We start from the raw sequence: 14,881 nt of genomic DNA, 5'->3' as shown, positions 1-14,881 counted from the left end.
ACAGAATAAATGATTAAAATAATAAAAAGTAGAAGACGGAGAATATATATGTATAAAAAAATTGGTGTTTTTATATTACTATCTTTCATAATCGTTTCATCTTTTTCACAGTCGGCTCTTGCTCATACAGTTTACCCTGTGAATCCTAATGCACAGGCAACAACGAAAGAGTTGATGAATTGGCTGGCTCATCTGCCAAACCGATCTGAAAATCGCATACTGTCAGGTGCATTCGGCGGATTCACAAATGCTTCGTTTTCCATGAAAGAAGCCAACCAAATTAAGAATGCTACAGGCCAGCTACCCGCAATTTATGGTTGTGACTATTCCAGTGGATGGTTGGAGAAGCCCTATATTTCTGATATTACTGAGACGATCGACTATAGTTGCAACAGTGACTTAATCTCATATTGGAAAAGCGGTGGAATACCACAGATTAGCTTACATCTAGCTAATCCTGCATCCAGTACTTTTGGGAAAAATGCTTCCCATATTTCAAACAGTGAGTATGAAAAGATCTTAGACTCATCAACTACAGAGGGCAAGCGGTTAGAGGCTGTTCTGAGCAAAGTTGCAGATGGCCTTGATCAGTTAAAAAATGAAGGTGTTCCTGTTCTATTCAGGCCTCTTCATGAAATGAATGGAGAATGGTTTTGGTGGGGACTAACCGAATATAACAAAAAAGACAGCCAGCGCTTCTCACTTTATAAACAACTTTATCAAAAAATCTATCATTATATGACTGATACAAGAGGTTTGGACAACCTGATATGGGTTTACTCACCGGACGCCAATCGAGACTTTAAGACTGACTTTTATCCTGGATCTTCATATGTTGATATTGTTGGATTAGATGCGTATTTCTCAGACAATTTTTCAATTCAAGGATATGATGAGTTAACAGCTCTTAATAAGCCATTTGCGTTCACAGAAATCGGCACACAAAAACAAGATGGTAATTTGGATTATGCTGTGTTTCTTAATACAGTCAAACAAAAATATCCGAAAACCGTGTACTTTCTAACTTGGGATGAGGTTCACAGCCCTTCGGTTAATAAAGGTGGGTCTAATTTTTATAATGACAGCTGGACCCTTAATAAGGGAGAGGTATGGGCTGGTAGTTCACTTACACCAATAGTTGAATAACTGAAATGACAAAGGACATAATGAGTAAACAATTTCTTCATGTGGTTTAGTAAGACTAGCTGAATTTCTTACAGAAAAATTCATCTCATCATAGAAGAAATGGACGTTATGGTTTCCAAAGAAGATACTAGACGTTGCCAAAGAAAAACGTTAAGACGCAGACATCGGTTTGCTCCTCTTTTTCTGTCCATGAAAAGAGGAGTGGTGACTTTTGCGTAAATCGCAATTTGTGTAAATATCATTATTGTTTTTGATGATTCTAATCGTGTATTTAAAAGGAAGAGAGTAAAAAAGCCCGACGTTTACTGTTTTGAGCTCACTTTTTAATATATAAGCTTCATAATCAATGATAGTGAGCGGAATAACTCGTGCGGGTTCAATTCTTCTAAACCACATTAATAATAAAGTGGGAGGATTTGAGAAGGGGATAGTTTAGCCGATTATGAGGGCTAAACTATCTTTTTTTACATATTTGATTAGTTTACAATACGGATTTAAATGTCATATGTTTACTAGCACTTAACTATTCAATTCAGGCTGCAATTTGTTCCTCAAAGCATAAAGCATGATGGCACCTACAAGGAATGCGACTGTATCTGCAATGACAAGTGACCAAACCACCCCATGAAAGCCGTTCACCTGATTGGCGATGAACAATACAGGAATCAGAGTAATTCCTTGAATAAATGACATAACAAAAGCGGCCGTTCCTTGCGCGGTAGCTTGGAAGATACCAGTAAATAATGAGGACATCCCTGTAATAAATATGGATAAAAACGTAACATGTAGAATGTAGCTGCCTATTTTAATTAATTGCGGGTCATTTGTAAATAAACCTATTAGATGGTCGGAAATTAAATAGACGATAACGCCAAACATTACTGCTAGCGTCACAATCGCTTTTAATGTAAATCCAATGGTATTTTTCATGCGTAATTTATCCGCTGTAAAAGAGAATGCAATTAACGGTACAACCCCTTCACATAGTCCCATCAAAATAAATTCAGGAAATTGAAATAAGCGGGATGAAATTCCGTATGCAGCAACGGCTTTGTCCCCATATTCGACAAGAAAATGATTAAAGATAAGAGACATTGCCCCCAAAAAAATACTCATAATAAAGACCGGAATGCCGATTTTTAATACATTGCTCAGAATATCCAGGCCAACCTTGAACCACTTTACGGAGACAGTTAATAACTGGCTCTTATATCCCATGTGGAAGGCATAGAATGAACTCGCAGCCAAGTTGGAAATGACGGTAGCAGACGCAACTCCGATTACACCCCAATGGCATACGAAGATGACTAACGCATCAAGCATAATATTTACAACAACACTGAGAATCATACCGGTCATCGACGTGATTGCTGAACCCTCTGAGCGCACGATATTCTCCAGCGTGAAAAATAATACGACGAAAGGTGAACCAATAAGCATAACCATGACATAGTCCTTCGTGAAGCCGAAGGAGTCAGATGTTGCCCCCAGGCCATGAACAATTGGATCGATTAAAGGGAGACCCACTGCCATCACAATAAGACCAAGAACTAAACTGCTGTAAAAGGCAAATGAGGATACATGCTTTACATCATCATATTTTTTCTCCCCGAGCAAACGGGAGATGAATGTACCGCTGCCCATGCCAATCAAGTTGCCTAGCGCCATAATGATTGCAAATAACGGCAAGGTTAATGCGAGTGCGGTTAATATGGCGGTATTGTGGAGTGTACCAAGGAAAAAGGCATTTAGAATGGAATATATGACACTCATTGATGTACCTAGCATCATCGGTATAGCGAAGTGAGCAACAGCTTTTGCGATCGGTGCTTTTTCAAAATAATAGAGGTTTTCTGTATCCATTATATTTCACTTCTTTCTTGTTTATATTTAATCTAACACTGTTAGTTTGAGTCTTACAGTGTTAGATGGTATCATCATTTTATAAACCTGTAAAGAAAAACTTACACTGTTAGATAAAAGGACGGATAATATGAAAAAGCAACAGCCTCAGATTTCAGAGGAAAAGATTTTAGAAACCTCGTGGGAACTTCTTGGGGAGGGAGGCATCGAAACATTCAGCATGAGACGATTGGCCAACAGGCTAGGGATTCAGGCTCCCTCTCTGTACTGGTATTTCAAGAGCAAACAGAAGCTTTACCAGCGTCTGGCTAACCAAGTATCGAAAATGATTCTGGAGGAGTTCCACTCCGAGGGAGACTGGAAGGAGCAGCTGATGGGGCTTGCGATAACGGTACGGAACGTGCTCAGCCGATATCCTTGCTCTACGCAGCTCATGATGATGACGCTGCCCCATGAACCGGACATCATCCGATTCACGAACCGAATGTTACTCTGCGTGGAATCAACACCACTTAAGCAAGAGCAGAAAATGCAAGTGGTTACTACGCTTGTAAACTATGTCTTCTACTTCGTTTTAGACGATTATCAGCATGAGCGCAATGTCACTGCTATCCTAAAGGACCAAGAAGAGCATCCGGGGGAGGAGATGATACGCCTTCTTGATTCCATGAGCGAGACAGATGCGGGATTATTCCGGAGGATGTTTACGAACGGGCTGTTTGAGTTGATGGGGACTGACAGAGCATTTGAGTTTGGCTTGAAACTGATTTTATATGGGATTGAGAGGGTGATAAAGGAACAGGAGAGGTAATAATTAAACTGCCCGCCATCGGATGGGCAGTTTTAATGAGATTTTCTCGTCCCTCTATATGTGTCACCGTACTGGAGGAGCACTTATTAGGGATTGGAGTCAACAGAAGAGATTGTGAAGAATTGTACTTAAACGATCAGTGATTAATTGAAGAAGAAATAAAATGAGTAGTTCTTTAAAACGAACTGCTGCTAACCAATGTTTTTTAACTGATTCTTCATATTCATTAAAAGTCCTCTCATTGTGATAGTCATATATGTAAGGGTATCGACAGCATAGATGAGGCCTCTATAAAGAAAGCAGTGACTAGGAATGTACTGAAGTATACCGATCTAAGGATTTTCTCAGGAGAGCTTTTAGAACGTCCGGCTTAGAATCGCTTGATGGAGGGAAGTAACGCCCCATAAGAGAAGCCATCTGCTATGATCCAGACGCTTTTCTCGAAGAGTTTATCAGTGATGACAAAACTGATTTTCATCACTCTTTTATATATTTTTTCTCTATTTCTTTTTAAAAAAACTTTAATGAAATAGAGAAAGCCGGAATATGAGATCCGGCTTTTTCCAAAATCATTTCCCCTTCGCCTTCTTCCGCTTTTCCTTCTCTGCCCGATAAAACTCATGAAACATCTTCATCAGCGCCCGTTTTTCAATCCGCGATACATAGCTGCGTGAGATACCGAGTTCTTTGGCAATCTCTCGCTGCGTTTTTTCCTTCTTCAAATCAAGTCCAAACCGCCCGACAATCACTTCCTTCTCACGGTCATCTAAAATGTCAATGTATTGTTTCACTTTTTCAAGCTCCATATTGAGCTGGATCGTATCTATCACGTCTTCGTTTTCTGATTTCAAAACGTCAATCAGGCTTATTTCATTCCCTTCCTTATCCTGCCCGATCGGATCGTGAAGGGAGACGTCTTTTTTTGTTTTTTTCAATGCGCGCAAATGCATGAGGATTTCATTATTCATTACAAAAGGGGGGTGCACAGATTTCCCGTAACTGTTTGATTAAATAAAGGTTGAGTCAGCTTCCTGTAATAAATGCTCAAACGTTTCTTCGCAAACGAAGGGGATACCTTAAATAACCAAGCTATATTTTCAATTGCATGTGATTGTATGTACGAAAGATTAATATTACGCAACATGAAAGTTGGAATGCAAAAGTGATATGTAAAATAATTGGACTGCCACTCTAAATAATCTGTCCAAGTTGCAGGCATTGTTTTTTTATCGCCTTCATGTCTATATATATGGCAAAATTCATGAGCGAAATCATACCATTGTTCAGTTCGGCTTTTTCGGCTGTCCAAGCATATATTATAAATCCCGCTGTGTTTAAGTGCGAAGCTTGTAACAGGTTTAAACGAAAGCCTGATATCTAAAGCCTCGGCAATCCGTTCAAAATTAATTTGTTCTGGTTCTGTAATATCAATCTTCTTGTATAAGTTTTCAATCCAATCCTCTAAATGACTGTTTGTATACCTCAAGATGAAAAACCTCCTTAAAGACGACAATCTAAAAATTGGATTCGTTTAAATATTATATGGAAATCAAGACTTTTTTCATAGGAAAATGCGTCTAAGGAGATGGAATATGAATCCGTTTAATCATGACTGTTTTCGTAAGTATTATGATTTTAACACGCATCTGGATTTCCCTCGAAAAGTAAAGGTCTTTTAGGGATTTATGTCAAAATAATAGTAAGTACGTTATGCAACAAACAGGGAGTTTGGTTGCTTAATAAGGAGGGGAAGTATGAAAAAAAATATTCACATATTGGGAGCCTCTGGTGTCGGAACTTCAACATTGGGTGCTGCATTATCAAAGCGTTTGCCTCATACGCATCTTGATACTGATAATTACTATTGGTTAGACAAATTCACTAAAAAAAGAGAAATTCCTGAAAGAAGAAAGTTGCTTGAAAAAGACTTAACAATCAATGAAAAATGGATTCTTTCTGGTGCAGTGTGTGGCTGGGGCGATAATCTAAAAAGTTATTTTGACCTTGTCGTCTTCTTATGGATTCCACAAGATATACGGCTTGAGAGACTAAGGCACAGGGAATTTCAGCGTTATGGAAACGAAGTGTTAGCCGGTGGCAGTAAATATGAACAATCAAAAACATTTTTAGAGTGGGCTTCTTTATATGATAATGCTGGAATGGAAGTTAGAAGTAGAGCTTTGCATGAACATTGGATGGCAGATTTATCTTGTCCAGTGTTAAAGATTGAAGACGACTGCTCAGTCAATGAAAGAGTTGACCGTGTCTTGGATTATCTGAGTTCTAATTAAACTAACGGATAGCAATAGCTGCATCAGAAAATAAATCCAAAAATCAAAGACAGTTCCAGTATGGCATTTAATGAGCTGTTTTTTTAATACCGCTATCAATTTGCCTACTATTTTTGGTAGCATCCCCACAACAGAGAAGAGATTGTTCTTCATAAGGAAGTTTTTGGATCAGTTGCAGGAAATGGAACCTCAACGATTAGATACATCCTAAAACCTGTCCAGCTAGTGCTTATGTTGGTTACCATTGAGTGAAAAGCACTTGCCGATCCTTTTTTGTTGGTGTAATCATTAGTGAATTATTACAATTGCAAATGATAGGGGCAAGGGAATAAATGGACTTCAAAGGAGTTTAATCATGAAAAATAATGATAAGAAGAAAGAGGTTCAAAGAAAATACAGAGAAGAGATTAAAAAAAAGAAACAAAAGAATGAAGATAATAAAAATTTTATTAAAGAAACAATTATTGTTGTTACGATAATTGTATTGTTTATTTTTTTCACATACACTTTGCAAGGTTTTTAACAAGAAGCCCTCTTTTCCCATTTCGATACTCTGCAATTTCCCTCACAATAAACGCTCAATTTTTTTACATGAGAATATAAAAGAAACATAAATGAAAATATAAATGAGAAAAACAACAAAAACCCTTGTCACGTAAGGGTTTGTAAAGGATTCAAAATCACTTTTTAAATGAGGGTATGAATGAAATATAAATGAGAATCTAAATCTTATTAGTAAACAGAATTAAACATAATAAACAGAAATAAATAATAATAAACTAACTGCGTTTATTTATCTGATTTCCGTCTTTCTTTTAATTGCTCCGTTATAATCTCCAAAGCAGCCTGTAAGATCTCATCTGTTACCTCACCGTCTTTTGCTGCAAGGAATGTTTCAGGATCGTTTAACACTTTTTTTGCTTCATCCTGAAATACTTTTTCATTGCTTTCTCCTTTAAGAAGATAATCCAAAGAAACATCAAGTATGTTTGAAATATTAATTAAGGTTTTATAGTCAGGCTCACGACTACCTAGTTCATAGGCGGTGTAGGCAGGCCGAGTAATTCCAAGTTTATCAGCCATATTTTGTTGGGTTAGTTTCTTTTGTTTTCTGCACTTTTTCAAGTTCTCGGAGAACATATTAATCACCTGACTTTTGTTTTTATTCTATATCTCATTGTAACGTAACAAAGGGTTACATATAAGTTTTGGTAACAAAACGATACTTTTTTTATGAAAATGTGTTGACAATGTAACGAATCGATACTATTATCTAAGTAACGAAACGTTACATTTTCTGATTAAGGGGGTGAAAAATGATGAGAAAATGGCTTAAGAAAAACCGCTTAGAAAAAGGGTTTACTCAAGAAGAAGTTGCCAAAGCTGCACAGATTGGTAGAGCATACTACACCATGATAGAAAATGGTACTAGGAAGCCTAGTGTTATTGTCTCAAAAAAAATAGGAGAGAAATTAGGCTTTGACTGGACTATTTTTTTTGAGGATGTATGTAACGAAACGAAACATAATTCTAAGGATTCAGCATGATTAGAATTCACAAAGGAGGCCTTTTAATTATGAAAGTCATCTTGAAAAAAGGACCACTGTTTGAACAGGCAGAGGCCAAAGCCTACAAATACCTCAGTGGCATACTTGTTCAGCGTATGAATGAACACCAAGAGAAGCTTGCGCAAAAAAATAAAAAGGAATCAGCCTAAGTCATTTATAAACAGCATGGTCTTTCAACTTCAATTTTAAAACTAAAAACCTAATATAACAGGAGGCAAACATATGGAGAACAACCCATACAACATGCGGAATTTACCGCAGATTATGCGTAGTGCCCGTAAGGCTGCAGGTCTTTCCCAATACCAAATCGGAAAGTTAATCGGAGGTAAGGATCAAAGGTATGTTTCAGATGTTGAAAATGGACTTGCCAAGCTTACTCCAGAGTTATGTATCAAGTGGTTTGAGAAGTGCGATGCCTATGAACATATTGATCTTGTTCATTACTTATTTAAACTTCATCCCACAGCCGCTGCTCCTATTGATCCGGCACTCAATGAATGTGCAAGTAATGCGGTGATTAATATGGTTCACCAATTGGAGGAAGCATTACAAGCAACCAAACATTTAGCCCGTTGGCTTACTGATAATAGACCAGGTAAAACTGAAGAGCTGCCGATGGCTGATATTAAGCAGATTTTTGATTTGATTGCGGCTAACAAAACATTGATTTATTCACTTGTTCGTACTCACGGGTTGAAAATGCAGGAGCTTGCAGATAGGTGGACGCGGAAAGCTCTAGTTGATCAAGTTGCTATGGCAAAACAAGAAGGAAGGCAGGCGGTTTCAGTATGAATACTAATCATTTCTTGAAGTCAGATGTTCCTATCGCAAAAAGAAAAATCGAATCAGCAGAAGAGCTATCAATCATGCTGTCAGAGGCTTTACGTGATGGTGATTATGAAGAAGCGATTAGTCTCGCTGGAAGCATCAAGGTTCTTACTGAGGATATTAGCCGGCTTGCAAACAAAGGACGTCTTTATGAAACGGCATTGAAAATGCAACAGCAAGGTATCAACTTAACTGTAGTGAGCAGGTGTATAGGATGATGGTTCATTTTGTTCATAAACCGGCAACTGCTCTGGAAGTTCGTAAATGGTGTGCGATGATTCGTAACAATAGTGAATTCCATCTGTTATGGGATAGACGTGCAGACAAATTCAGAGAGGAGAATAAGAATGGTCGAAAATCCAATGGTCATAAACAACTGGCACGATAAGCTGACTGAAACGGATGTGCAAATAGATTTTTACGGTGATGAAGTAACACCAGTTGATGATTATGTAATTGATGGCGGCGAAATCATTCTGAGAGAGAACTTGGAAAGATATTTAAGGGAGCAACTTGGTTTTGAATTTAAAAATGCGCAATAAAAAAGCCCACTCGGCAAAGTGGACTTCTTTAAAGGCTATCTAAAAAACTCATGTGCAAATATTTTATCAGATAGCCTCAATAAAAACAATGGGGGTTAGGGTTATGACAAGAAGAGCTGAGGTTCTTGCTAAGACTTCTGAAATGAGCCGTGATGAATGGCTTATTGAAAGAAGAAAAGGGATTGGCGGCTCAGATGCATCCATTATCTTGGGGTTAAACAAGTGGAAGACACCTTTTGAATTATGGTTAGACAAAACAGGACAGGTCCCTGTTAGTGAATCGCAAAGTGAAGCTGCTTACTTTGGATCATTGCTTGAAGACATTGTTGCAAAAGAATTTGAGATTCGTAGTGGCAAGAAGGTTAGACGTAAAAAAGCAATACTTAGACATCCAGAACATGATTTCATTTTGGCTAATGTAGACCGAATGATCGTTGGTGAAAAAGCGATCCTTGAATGTAAAACAACCTCTGCTTACAACTTAAAAGAATGGGAGGACGAAGAAATCCCCGAGAGCTATATCGTTCAGGTCCAGCATTACCTGGGTGTACTTGGACCTGAATATCAGAAGGCTTACTTTGCTGTGCTGATTGGCGGAAACAAGTTTGTTTGGAAAGAGATTGAGAGAGACGACGAGTTAATTGACATGATCTTTGAAGCAGAGATTGAGTTCTGGAATGAAAAGGTCTTAGGTGGACAAGCTCCTGCTTTAGATGGGTCAAGTGCTGCGGAGGAATACCTCAAAAAGCGATATGCCGAAACGGAAAATAACAAAGCTATTGATTTAACTGCGACTAATCGAGAACGTATTCAACAATATTTGCATCTTAAAGAACAGCTCTCAGAGCTTCAAAGTCAGGCAAAAGAATTAGAAAACCAGATCAAACATGAAATGAAGGATGCAGAGTATGGGTTTATCGGCAACTATCAAGCTTATTGGAAGCCTGTTGTCTCAAATCGAGTTGACACGAAAAAGCTGAAAGAGCAGTTTCCGGATATTTACGAGGAGGTCAAAAAGGAAACTCATTTCAGACGTTTTAGAATCAAGGAGGTTAGCTGATTATGGCTACTAATCAATCAATTAAAAACAACATCCAAAAGAAACAAAAAAGCGCACCTGTGCAACAGCAAGGAGCAACCATGAAGGGTTTACTTTCCTCCCCATCCGTTATTAAGCGATTTGAGGAAGTATTAGGGAAGAGGGCTACACAGTTTACTGCCTCTATCTTAAGCCTATATAACAGCGAGCAGATGCTGCAGAAAACAGATCCTATGAGTGTCATATCCTCAGCAATGGTGGCAGCTACACTCGATCTGCCTATAGATAAAAACTTAGGATATGCCTGGATTGTTCCTTATGGAGGTAAGGCTCAATTCCAGCTTGGGTACAAAGGATATATCCAGCTTGCCTTACGAACAGGCCAATATAAGTCCATCAATTGCATACCGATTCATGAAGGAGAATTGCAGAAGTGGAATCCATTGACTGAGGAGATCGAGATTGATTTTGAAAAACGAGAATCAGACGCGGTAAGTGGTTATGCAGCTTATTTTGAGTTGATAAATGGCTTCCGAAAAACAGTGTACTGGACAAAGGCACAAGTAGAGAAACACAAAAAGAAATTCAGCAAATCTGATTTTGGATGGAAAAATGATTGGGATGCGATGGCTCTTAAGACTGTATTAAAAGCAGTTTTGAGCAAGTGGGGGATTCTCTCTGTGGAAATGCAAAAAGCAGTTATTGAGGAAGATAAAACAAGAGAACGGATTGACATTACCAATGAAGCGGATAGCTCAGAAATTATCGATTCCGAGCCTTCAAACAAAGACGAACCGGAAAAAACAAGCGAACAAGAAGCTGATCCTTTTGACGGTAAGCCTGTAGACATAAAAGAAGATGAACTTCCGTTCGATTGAGGCCGGCACCTGTGACATAACTGTACTCTGTGAAAGGAAGTAGGTGAGTGACTTGGACATAAAAGCAATGGGGTATGTGGTCATACCCCGACTACCATTCAAAGAGTTTAGGGATGAAAAAATTTATGATCACTTGTTCAAAAGAGCTGAATACAGGCCAAATCAAGAGCTAGAGCTTGGGCAGACCATTATCAAAATTGTGGAACTTGCAAAAGATTTTAACTGGTCAGCTGCACAGATCAAATACTCACTAGACCGAATGGAGAAACAGGGATATATCAAATTGCACCGTCTTCCACAAAAAAGAGGGTTCATCGTCACCATACTTCATTATGCGGACTACATACAGCTAGGAAATTACATGAAGAAAAAAGCTTTGGAACCAGCTGAGATTGAACATCAGGAGGTCGATGACAAAATGAAAAATGCCTTTGAGCTATATGAAAACAAAGTTGCTCGGTCAGTCGGTCCTATAGAGGCACAGCGAATTGGATACATGGTCGACGATTATGGTGAAGAAAAAGTGATGGAGGCTATCAAGACAGCGTTTCAGCTAAAGGGGAAATCAGCAAGTTTGTCATATGTTCAAGCCATCTTATCAAATCCATTCACTCAAAAGAGAAAGGAGAAACAATATGGCTATAAACAAAGCAGTCAGTATAGACACCGCATTTCAAACGATCATGCAGGAACTTCGGGAAAAGTCAGCCCGCTTTTTGGGAACAAAACAGGCCGCATCCGTAGAAAAGGCTGAATTTAATTGTCCTTATTGTAATGATCGTGGAATTGTCGTTTATCGGGTCCATAAAGATACTCCTTGGCATTTAGATGAACAGTTAGATCTTATGGTTCCAGACGAAATGGTACTCGAAGATGATTTTCTTTTGGGGAAGGTTTGCACGCCGGACAAAGCTAGTGAATGGAAAGATACTTATTCAAAACAGTGTGAATGTGTGAGACGAAAGAAAATAGCCAGACTCATGTCAGCTAGTGGCATTACAGAAGAGTTTGAAAAGCTTCTCTTTGGTAACTTCATCACGGACGGTAAGCCAGACATGATCAAGGACGCCTATGAATGTGCAGTGGAATACTATAAAGATTTTCAAAAAATCAAAGGAGAACGGCAAAACAGTATCGCATTACTTGGACAGCCAGGTAGCGGTAAAACTCATTTGCTCACGGCGATAATGAATAATCTGATCAAGAAAAAATCAGTACACTGCATGTATTTCCCTTATGTAGAGGGCATGGGTGATTTGAAAGCTGACTTTGACAATTTAGAAGCAAAACTGGATGCCATGAGAAAGGTCGAAGTTCTATTCCTTGATGACTTATTTAAACCAATAAACGGTCAACCAAGGGCAACCGACTGGCAGGTTGAACAAATCCAGTCAGTCCTAAATTATCGTTATTTGAATCATAAGCCTTTGCTGATTTCTTCGGAGTTAACAATTGATGAGATTTTGGATATAGACGAGGCTCTTGGTTCACGTATTCACCAGATGTGTCGTGATTACATAGTGATTATTAAAGGCGATCGAATGCAATTAAATCATAGGTTAGGTGATTGGGAATGAAGGAGAAAATGAATGTAAAAGCAACTGGTGGACTTTATATATTTGGACCTTCAAATCCAACTGAAGGTAAAGATCTTACACCAACAATCCGTTTACTTAAGGAAAAAATAAAGCAAATGGAGCGGATGCTGAGTGCTTAAAGCAGTCGTGTCTCTGCTGACAATTTTACTCTCCGCATCGAGAATAGAAAAAGAAATTCAGCTATGGGAACAGCTTGACGGGAGGTAAAGAACAGTTGGATTGCATTAAGTTCACTGTTTATGGTGAGCCAGTCGCACAAGGACGGCCGCGTGGATCAATACGAAATGGGAAGGTGCATATGCGTGATCCAGCGAAATCAAAGCACTTTAAGCAGTATGTGGCATTGGTTGCATCTCAGCATCGCCCAGAAACAATTATTACTGGTCCAGTTGCAATGGATGTCAAAGTGTATAGACCAATGCCAAAATCAGTTTCAAACTCATCAAAGAAGAAAGAAAAAGCTGAAAAAGGTCTTCTGAGGCCGACCACAAAGCCCGACGTTGATAACTATGTAAAGGGTGTGAAAGATGCTTTGAATCATCTGATATACAAAGATGATAGTCAGGTTGTGGATCTGAAAGTCAGCAAGTTTTATAGCGATGAGCCGAGGGTGGAGATCAAGATAAAAGAGGTTTCTGCGTAAAAATAAAAAACACTGAAGCGCTTAGCCTCAGTGTTCTTGATATGAACTGGTACTTCTATCATAACATAGGGGGCGCTTCAAGTGTACAATCCAAGAGAAATAAACATCAAAAAAGACTTCACTATTCAGCAGAAGATTGACCCAGGGAAAGTTAAGATCATTGTTTTAGACGGGAATCAAGGTACTGCCCATGTCTTAGATGCTCCTGAGCACGGTAAAACAGTGATCCAAACTGTGAAGGGGAGCTTTGCGCGGGTTGATCATGAGATAGGGTTTAAGGTGGTATAAACTTTGTTTTAAGAAGCACTTAAAATTGGTTTGTAGTAAAATAAACTAAAACGCTGGAGGATAGTAATGTTTTTAAAGGGATCAGGTGCTGTTTTCTATTTAAGAGTTTTGTCACCTTTAAATGAATTTATAGAATATCTGGATGATGTTGAAGATAGGTTTGAAATAGCAAAAAAACGATATGAAAATGAAGCAAAAGAATTAAGCCCAGAAATTGAAGAAGATTATTGGGATTATTATATTGATGAATACCATGACTTCAATATCACATATCCTTCAATTTTGAGAAGTAGTGTATTTACAAGTATATATAGCTTTTTAGAGTACCACCTTATAAGTAGATGTTTAGATAAAGCAATTTTAGAAAAAGTTAAGTATGATAGAGGGATTTTTAAAGCCAAAAGTTATTTTAAATTAAGATATAAAAGTAATGAGAAATTTAAAGAGTCAGAAATATTCTCGAACAATGTTTGGAATAAAATAGTTGATTATTCTAAGATTAGAAATTGTTATATTCACAATTCAGGAATAATAACAATGATACCAGATGAAACAAAGCAAAAAGAATTAATTCAAATTATTAGAAAAACCAATTATATTGAAATTGATGACCGTGACAGAATACATATACTAAATAGGGAATTTTGCAAAGAATTTCACGAAGTTGTTTACAAATTTATTTACGATTTGAATGATTTATTATTAAATTTAAAAGATTAGTCCAAGACGGAAAGCCTGCGGACACTGAACTTACAGCATTTACGTTGTTTGTTTGGTGTCCGTTTTTTATTTGAAAAGGAGGACACAATCATGAATCAAAAAGAAATTGAAAATCTAATCAATAGCTATCACTGGATGGTGAAAGAGGTTCATCGATTGCAAAGAGTACTCTATGGTTCCGTAATTCCAATGAAGAATTGGGGTATTGCACAATATGGATTAGAAGCTGCTATGCCAAAAGGAAGTCCTGGGAAGAGTCAGGCTGAGCTGAGGCAAATGGATATGAGAGAGGAACGTCTTTTCAAACGTCTTAAGTATTATGAAGAGCGAGTATATGCAGTTGAGCTAGGTGCCGAAAAGATCAAAGGGGAGCAGCATAAAGTCATTTATGACTGCATGATGGAGGGAATGAGCTACCGTGCTATTAGTCTTCATCTTGGCTTTTCACGGGAAACTGTACGCAAAATGAAAGACGTGTTGATCAGCCAATTATGCCAAGATTGTCACTTTGAGCGTTTGTTGAATCTGAAAAAATCTGTGGTGTAAAATGGGAGGCAGGTCGGCGCGGCAGAAATTTTATTGAGCCACCTAAACTATATAGTACACAGGATAATAAATCATTCGACAAATTTTGCGAACCATTCCATTTAAAGACCTCTTGCCCGA

The 14,881-nt window shown here is 38.1% G+C and carries 22 protein-coding genes and 1 pseudogene; 19 read left to right on the top strand and 4 right to left on the bottom strand.

Annotation, left to right across the window (positions count from 1 at the left end; genetic code table 11):
- The first annotated feature begins 48 nt into the window (after positions 1–48).
- A complete protein-coding gene (locus NSQ83_RS13440; RefSeq protein ID WP_033884505.1) occupies positions 49–1,146 on the top strand; it encodes a glycosyl hydrolase in 1,098 nt (365 codons plus the stop codon).
- Positions 1,147–1,665: 519 nt separating this feature from the next.
- Here the strand turns inward: NSQ83_RS13440 and NSQ83_RS13435 are convergent.
- A complete protein-coding gene (locus tag NSQ83_RS13435) occupies positions 1,666–3,009 on the bottom strand; it encodes an MATE family efflux transporter (protein ID WP_088467285.1) in 1,344 nt (447 codons plus the stop codon).
- Between the two features lie 130 nt (positions 3,010–3,139).
- On the opposite strand from NSQ83_RS13435, the gene NSQ83_RS13430 reads away from it, so the two are divergent.
- Positions 3,140–3,820 carry a TetR/AcrR family transcriptional regulator C-terminal domain-containing protein gene (locus NSQ83_RS13430; RefSeq protein ID WP_015714344.1) on the top strand — a complete coding sequence of 227 codons (681 nt, stop codon included), beginning with the start codon at positions 3,140–3,142 and terminating at the stop codon, positions 3,818–3,820.
- Positions 3,821–4,389: 569 nt separating this feature from the next.
- Here NSQ83_RS13430 and NSQ83_RS13425 read toward each other — a convergent pair.
- Together NSQ83_RS13425 and NSQ83_RS13420 are read right to left on the bottom strand one after the other, a co-directional pair.
- Positions 4,390–4,782 (bottom strand): annotated as a pseudogene (locus NSQ83_RS13425) (sigma-70 family RNA polymerase sigma factor); the annotation flags it as partial.
- Between the two features lie 5 nt (positions 4,783–4,787).
- Positions 4,788–5,306: an ImmA/IrrE family metallo-endopeptidase gene (locus NSQ83_RS13420; RefSeq protein ID WP_015714342.1), complete on the bottom strand. Its 519-nt coding sequence runs from the start codon at positions 5,304–5,306 to the stop codon at positions 4,788–4,790.
- A 268-nt stretch (positions 5,307–5,574) separates the two neighbouring features.
- Here NSQ83_RS13420 and NSQ83_RS13415 point away from each other — a divergent pair, with 268 nt between their 5' ends.
- Positions 5,575–6,111, top strand: a complete 537-nt coding sequence (locus tag NSQ83_RS13415) for an AAA family ATPase (protein WP_004399117.1) — start codon at positions 5,575–5,577, stop codon at positions 6,109–6,111.
- A gap of 355 nt (positions 6,112–6,466) precedes the next feature.
- On the top strand, positions 6,467–6,634 hold the full coding sequence (locus NSQ83_RS13410; RefSeq protein WP_003229900.1) for a hypothetical protein: 168 nt from the start codon (positions 6,467–6,469) through the stop codon (positions 6,632–6,634).
- 266 nt (positions 6,635–6,900) lie between these two features.
- Here the strand turns inward: NSQ83_RS13410 and sknR are convergent, their stop codons facing one another.
- Entirely contained in the window at positions 6,901–7,251 is a 351-nt protein-coding gene (gene sknR, locus NSQ83_RS13405) for a transcriptional regulator SknR (protein ID WP_004398704.1), read from the bottom strand.
- A 176-nt stretch (positions 7,252–7,427) separates the two neighbouring features.
- Between sknR and NSQ83_RS13400 the strand changes: the two genes are divergently transcribed.
- The 15 genes from NSQ83_RS13400 to NSQ83_RS13330 all read left to right on the top strand — a co-directional run bounded on the left by NSQ83_RS13400 (position 7,428) and on the right by NSQ83_RS13330 (position 14,761).
- On the top strand, positions 7,428–7,658 hold the full coding sequence (locus tag NSQ83_RS13400; protein ID WP_004398958.1) for a helix-turn-helix transcriptional regulator: 231 nt from the start codon (positions 7,428–7,430) through the stop codon (positions 7,656–7,658).
- Positions 7,659–7,687: 29 nt separating this feature from the next.
- Complete coding sequence (locus tag NSQ83_RS13395) at positions 7,688–7,828, top strand: hypothetical protein (protein WP_003229902.1); 141 nt, start codon at positions 7,688–7,690, stop codon at positions 7,826–7,828.
- A gap of 73 nt (positions 7,829–7,901) precedes the next feature.
- Positions 7,902–8,471 carry a helix-turn-helix transcriptional regulator gene (locus tag NSQ83_RS13390; protein WP_015714341.1) on the top strand — a complete coding sequence of 190 codons (570 nt, stop codon included), beginning with the start codon at positions 7,902–7,904 and terminating at the stop codon, positions 8,469–8,471.
- Positions 8,468–8,725 carry a YqaH family protein gene (locus NSQ83_RS13385; RefSeq protein WP_015714340.1) on the top strand — a complete coding sequence of 86 codons (258 nt, stop codon included), beginning with the start codon at positions 8,468–8,470 and terminating at the stop codon, positions 8,723–8,725. The genes NSQ83_RS13390 and NSQ83_RS13385 overlap by 4 nt, the downstream gene beginning before the upstream one ends.
- On the top strand, positions 8,722–8,895 hold the full coding sequence (locus NSQ83_RS13380; RefSeq protein ID WP_120028409.1) for a hypothetical protein: 174 nt from the start codon (positions 8,722–8,724) through the stop codon (positions 8,893–8,895). The genes NSQ83_RS13385 and NSQ83_RS13380 overlap by 4 nt, the downstream gene beginning before the upstream one ends.
- On the top strand, positions 8,855–9,049 hold the full coding sequence (locus NSQ83_RS13375) for a hypothetical protein (RefSeq protein WP_003229905.1): 195 nt from the start codon (positions 8,855–8,857) through the stop codon (positions 9,047–9,049). The genes NSQ83_RS13380 and NSQ83_RS13375 overlap by 41 nt, the downstream gene beginning before the upstream one ends.
- Positions 9,050–9,137: 88 nt before the next feature.
- Positions 9,138–10,109, top strand: coding sequence for a YqaJ viral recombinase family protein (locus NSQ83_RS13370; RefSeq protein ID WP_072175921.1), 972 nt, complete (start codon positions 9,138–9,140; stop codon positions 10,107–10,109).
- Between the two features lie 2 nt (positions 10,110–10,111).
- Positions 10,112–10,966 carry a recombinase RecT gene (locus NSQ83_RS13365; protein WP_015714338.1) on the top strand — a complete coding sequence of 285 codons (855 nt, stop codon included), beginning with the start codon at positions 10,112–10,114 and terminating at the stop codon, positions 10,964–10,966.
- Between the two features lie 76 nt (positions 10,967–11,042).
- Positions 11,043–11,720, top strand: coding sequence for a DnaD domain protein (locus tag NSQ83_RS13360; RefSeq protein ID WP_116758330.1), 678 nt, complete (start codon positions 11,043–11,045; stop codon positions 11,718–11,720).
- Positions 11,602–12,543 (top strand): ATP-binding protein, encoded by a 942-nt coding sequence (locus NSQ83_RS13355; protein WP_074794427.1) that lies wholly within the window; start codon positions 11,602–11,604, stop codon positions 12,541–12,543. The genes NSQ83_RS13360 and NSQ83_RS13355 overlap by 119 nt, the downstream gene beginning before the upstream one ends.
- Complete coding sequence (locus NSQ83_RS13350) at positions 12,534–12,683, top strand: hypothetical protein (protein ID WP_074794430.1); 150 nt, start codon at positions 12,534–12,536, stop codon at positions 12,681–12,683. The genes NSQ83_RS13355 and NSQ83_RS13350 overlap by 10 nt, the downstream gene beginning before the upstream one ends.
- Before the next feature lie 95 nt (positions 12,684–12,778).
- A complete protein-coding gene (locus NSQ83_RS13345) occupies positions 12,779–13,207 on the top strand; it encodes a RusA family crossover junction endodeoxyribonuclease (protein ID WP_032722181.1) in 429 nt (142 codons plus the stop codon).
- A gap of 81 nt (positions 13,208–13,288) precedes the next feature.
- A complete protein-coding gene (locus tag NSQ83_RS13340; RefSeq protein WP_032722180.1) occupies positions 13,289–13,495 on the top strand; it encodes an XtrA/YqaO family protein in 207 nt (68 codons plus the stop codon).
- Between the two features lie 66 nt (positions 13,496–13,561).
- Positions 13,562–14,215, top strand: a complete 654-nt coding sequence (locus tag NSQ83_RS13335; RefSeq protein WP_032722179.1) for a hypothetical protein — start codon at positions 13,562–13,564, stop codon at positions 14,213–14,215.
- A gap of 90 nt (positions 14,216–14,305) precedes the next feature.
- Positions 14,306–14,761 carry a hypothetical protein gene (locus NSQ83_RS13330; RefSeq protein ID WP_032722177.1) on the top strand — a complete coding sequence of 152 codons (456 nt, stop codon included), beginning with the start codon at positions 14,306–14,308 and terminating at the stop codon, positions 14,759–14,761.
- Positions 14,762–14,881 lie beyond the last annotated feature (120 nt).

Origin of the sequence: Bacillus sp. PS217 (assembly GCF_037963535.1) — a bacterium.
Taxonomy (GTDB): Bacteria; Bacillota; Bacilli; order Bacillales; family Bacillaceae; genus Bacillus; species Bacillus subtilis.
Note: the sequence above shows the minus strand (reverse complement) of the source record. Positions and strands in the feature narration are given on the sequence as shown.

Bases quoted from the DNA above. Each gene is read 5' to 3' on its own strand.
- NSQ83_RS13395 (WP_003229902.1), top strand. From the start codon at position 7,688: ATGAAAGTCATCTTGAAAAAAGGACCACTGTTTGAACAGGCAGAGGCC.
- NSQ83_RS13330 (WP_032722177.1), top strand. From the start codon at position 14,306: ATGAATCAAAAAGAAATTGAAAATCTAATCAATAGCTATCACTGGATG.
- NSQ83_RS13355 (WP_074794427.1), top strand. From the start codon at position 11,602: ATGGCTATAAACAAAGCAGTCAGTATAGACACCGCATTTCAAACGATC.
- NSQ83_RS13385 (WP_015714340.1), top strand. From the start codon at position 8,468: ATGAATACTAATCATTTCTTGAAGTCAGATGTTCCTATCGCAAAAAGA.
- NSQ83_RS13430 (WP_015714344.1), top strand. From the start codon at position 3,140: ATGAAAAAGCAACAGCCTCAGATTTCAGAGGAAAAGATTTTAGAAACC.
- sknR (WP_004398704.1), bottom strand. From the start codon at position 7,251: ATGTTCTCCGAGAACTTGAAAAAGTGCAGAAAACAAAAGAAACTAACC.
- NSQ83_RS13380 (WP_120028409.1), top strand. From the start codon at position 8,722: ATGATGGTTCATTTTGTTCATAAACCGGCAACTGCTCTGGAAGTTCGT.
- NSQ83_RS13365 (WP_015714338.1), top strand. From the start codon at position 10,112: ATGGCTACTAATCAATCAATTAAAAACAACATCCAAAAGAAACAAAAA.
- NSQ83_RS13400 (WP_004398958.1), top strand. From the start codon at position 7,428: ATGATGAGAAAATGGCTTAAGAAAAACCGCTTAGAAAAAGGGTTTACT.
- NSQ83_RS13375 (WP_003229905.1), top strand. From the start codon at position 8,855: ATGGTCGAAAATCCAATGGTCATAAACAACTGGCACGATAAGCTGACT.
- NSQ83_RS13370 (WP_072175921.1), top strand. From the start codon at position 9,138: ATGGGGGTTAGGGTTATGACAAGAAGAGCTGAGGTTCTTGCTAAGACT.
- NSQ83_RS13440 (WP_033884505.1), top strand. From the start codon at position 49: ATGTATAAAAAAATTGGTGTTTTTATATTACTATCTTTCATAATCGTT.
- NSQ83_RS13435 (WP_088467285.1), bottom strand. From the start codon at position 3,009: ATGGATACAGAAAACCTCTATTATTTTGAAAAAGCACCGATCGCAAAA.
- NSQ83_RS13390 (WP_015714341.1), top strand. From the start codon at position 7,902: ATGGAGAACAACCCATACAACATGCGGAATTTACCGCAGATTATGCGT.
- NSQ83_RS13335 (WP_032722179.1), top strand. From the start codon at position 13,562: ATGTTTTTAAAGGGATCAGGTGCTGTTTTCTATTTAAGAGTTTTGTCA.
- NSQ83_RS13410 (WP_003229900.1), top strand. From the start codon at position 6,467: ATGAAAAATAATGATAAGAAGAAAGAGGTTCAAAGAAAATACAGAGAA.
- NSQ83_RS13415 (WP_004399117.1), top strand. From the start codon at position 5,575: ATGAAAAAAAATATTCACATATTGGGAGCCTCTGGTGTCGGAACTTCA.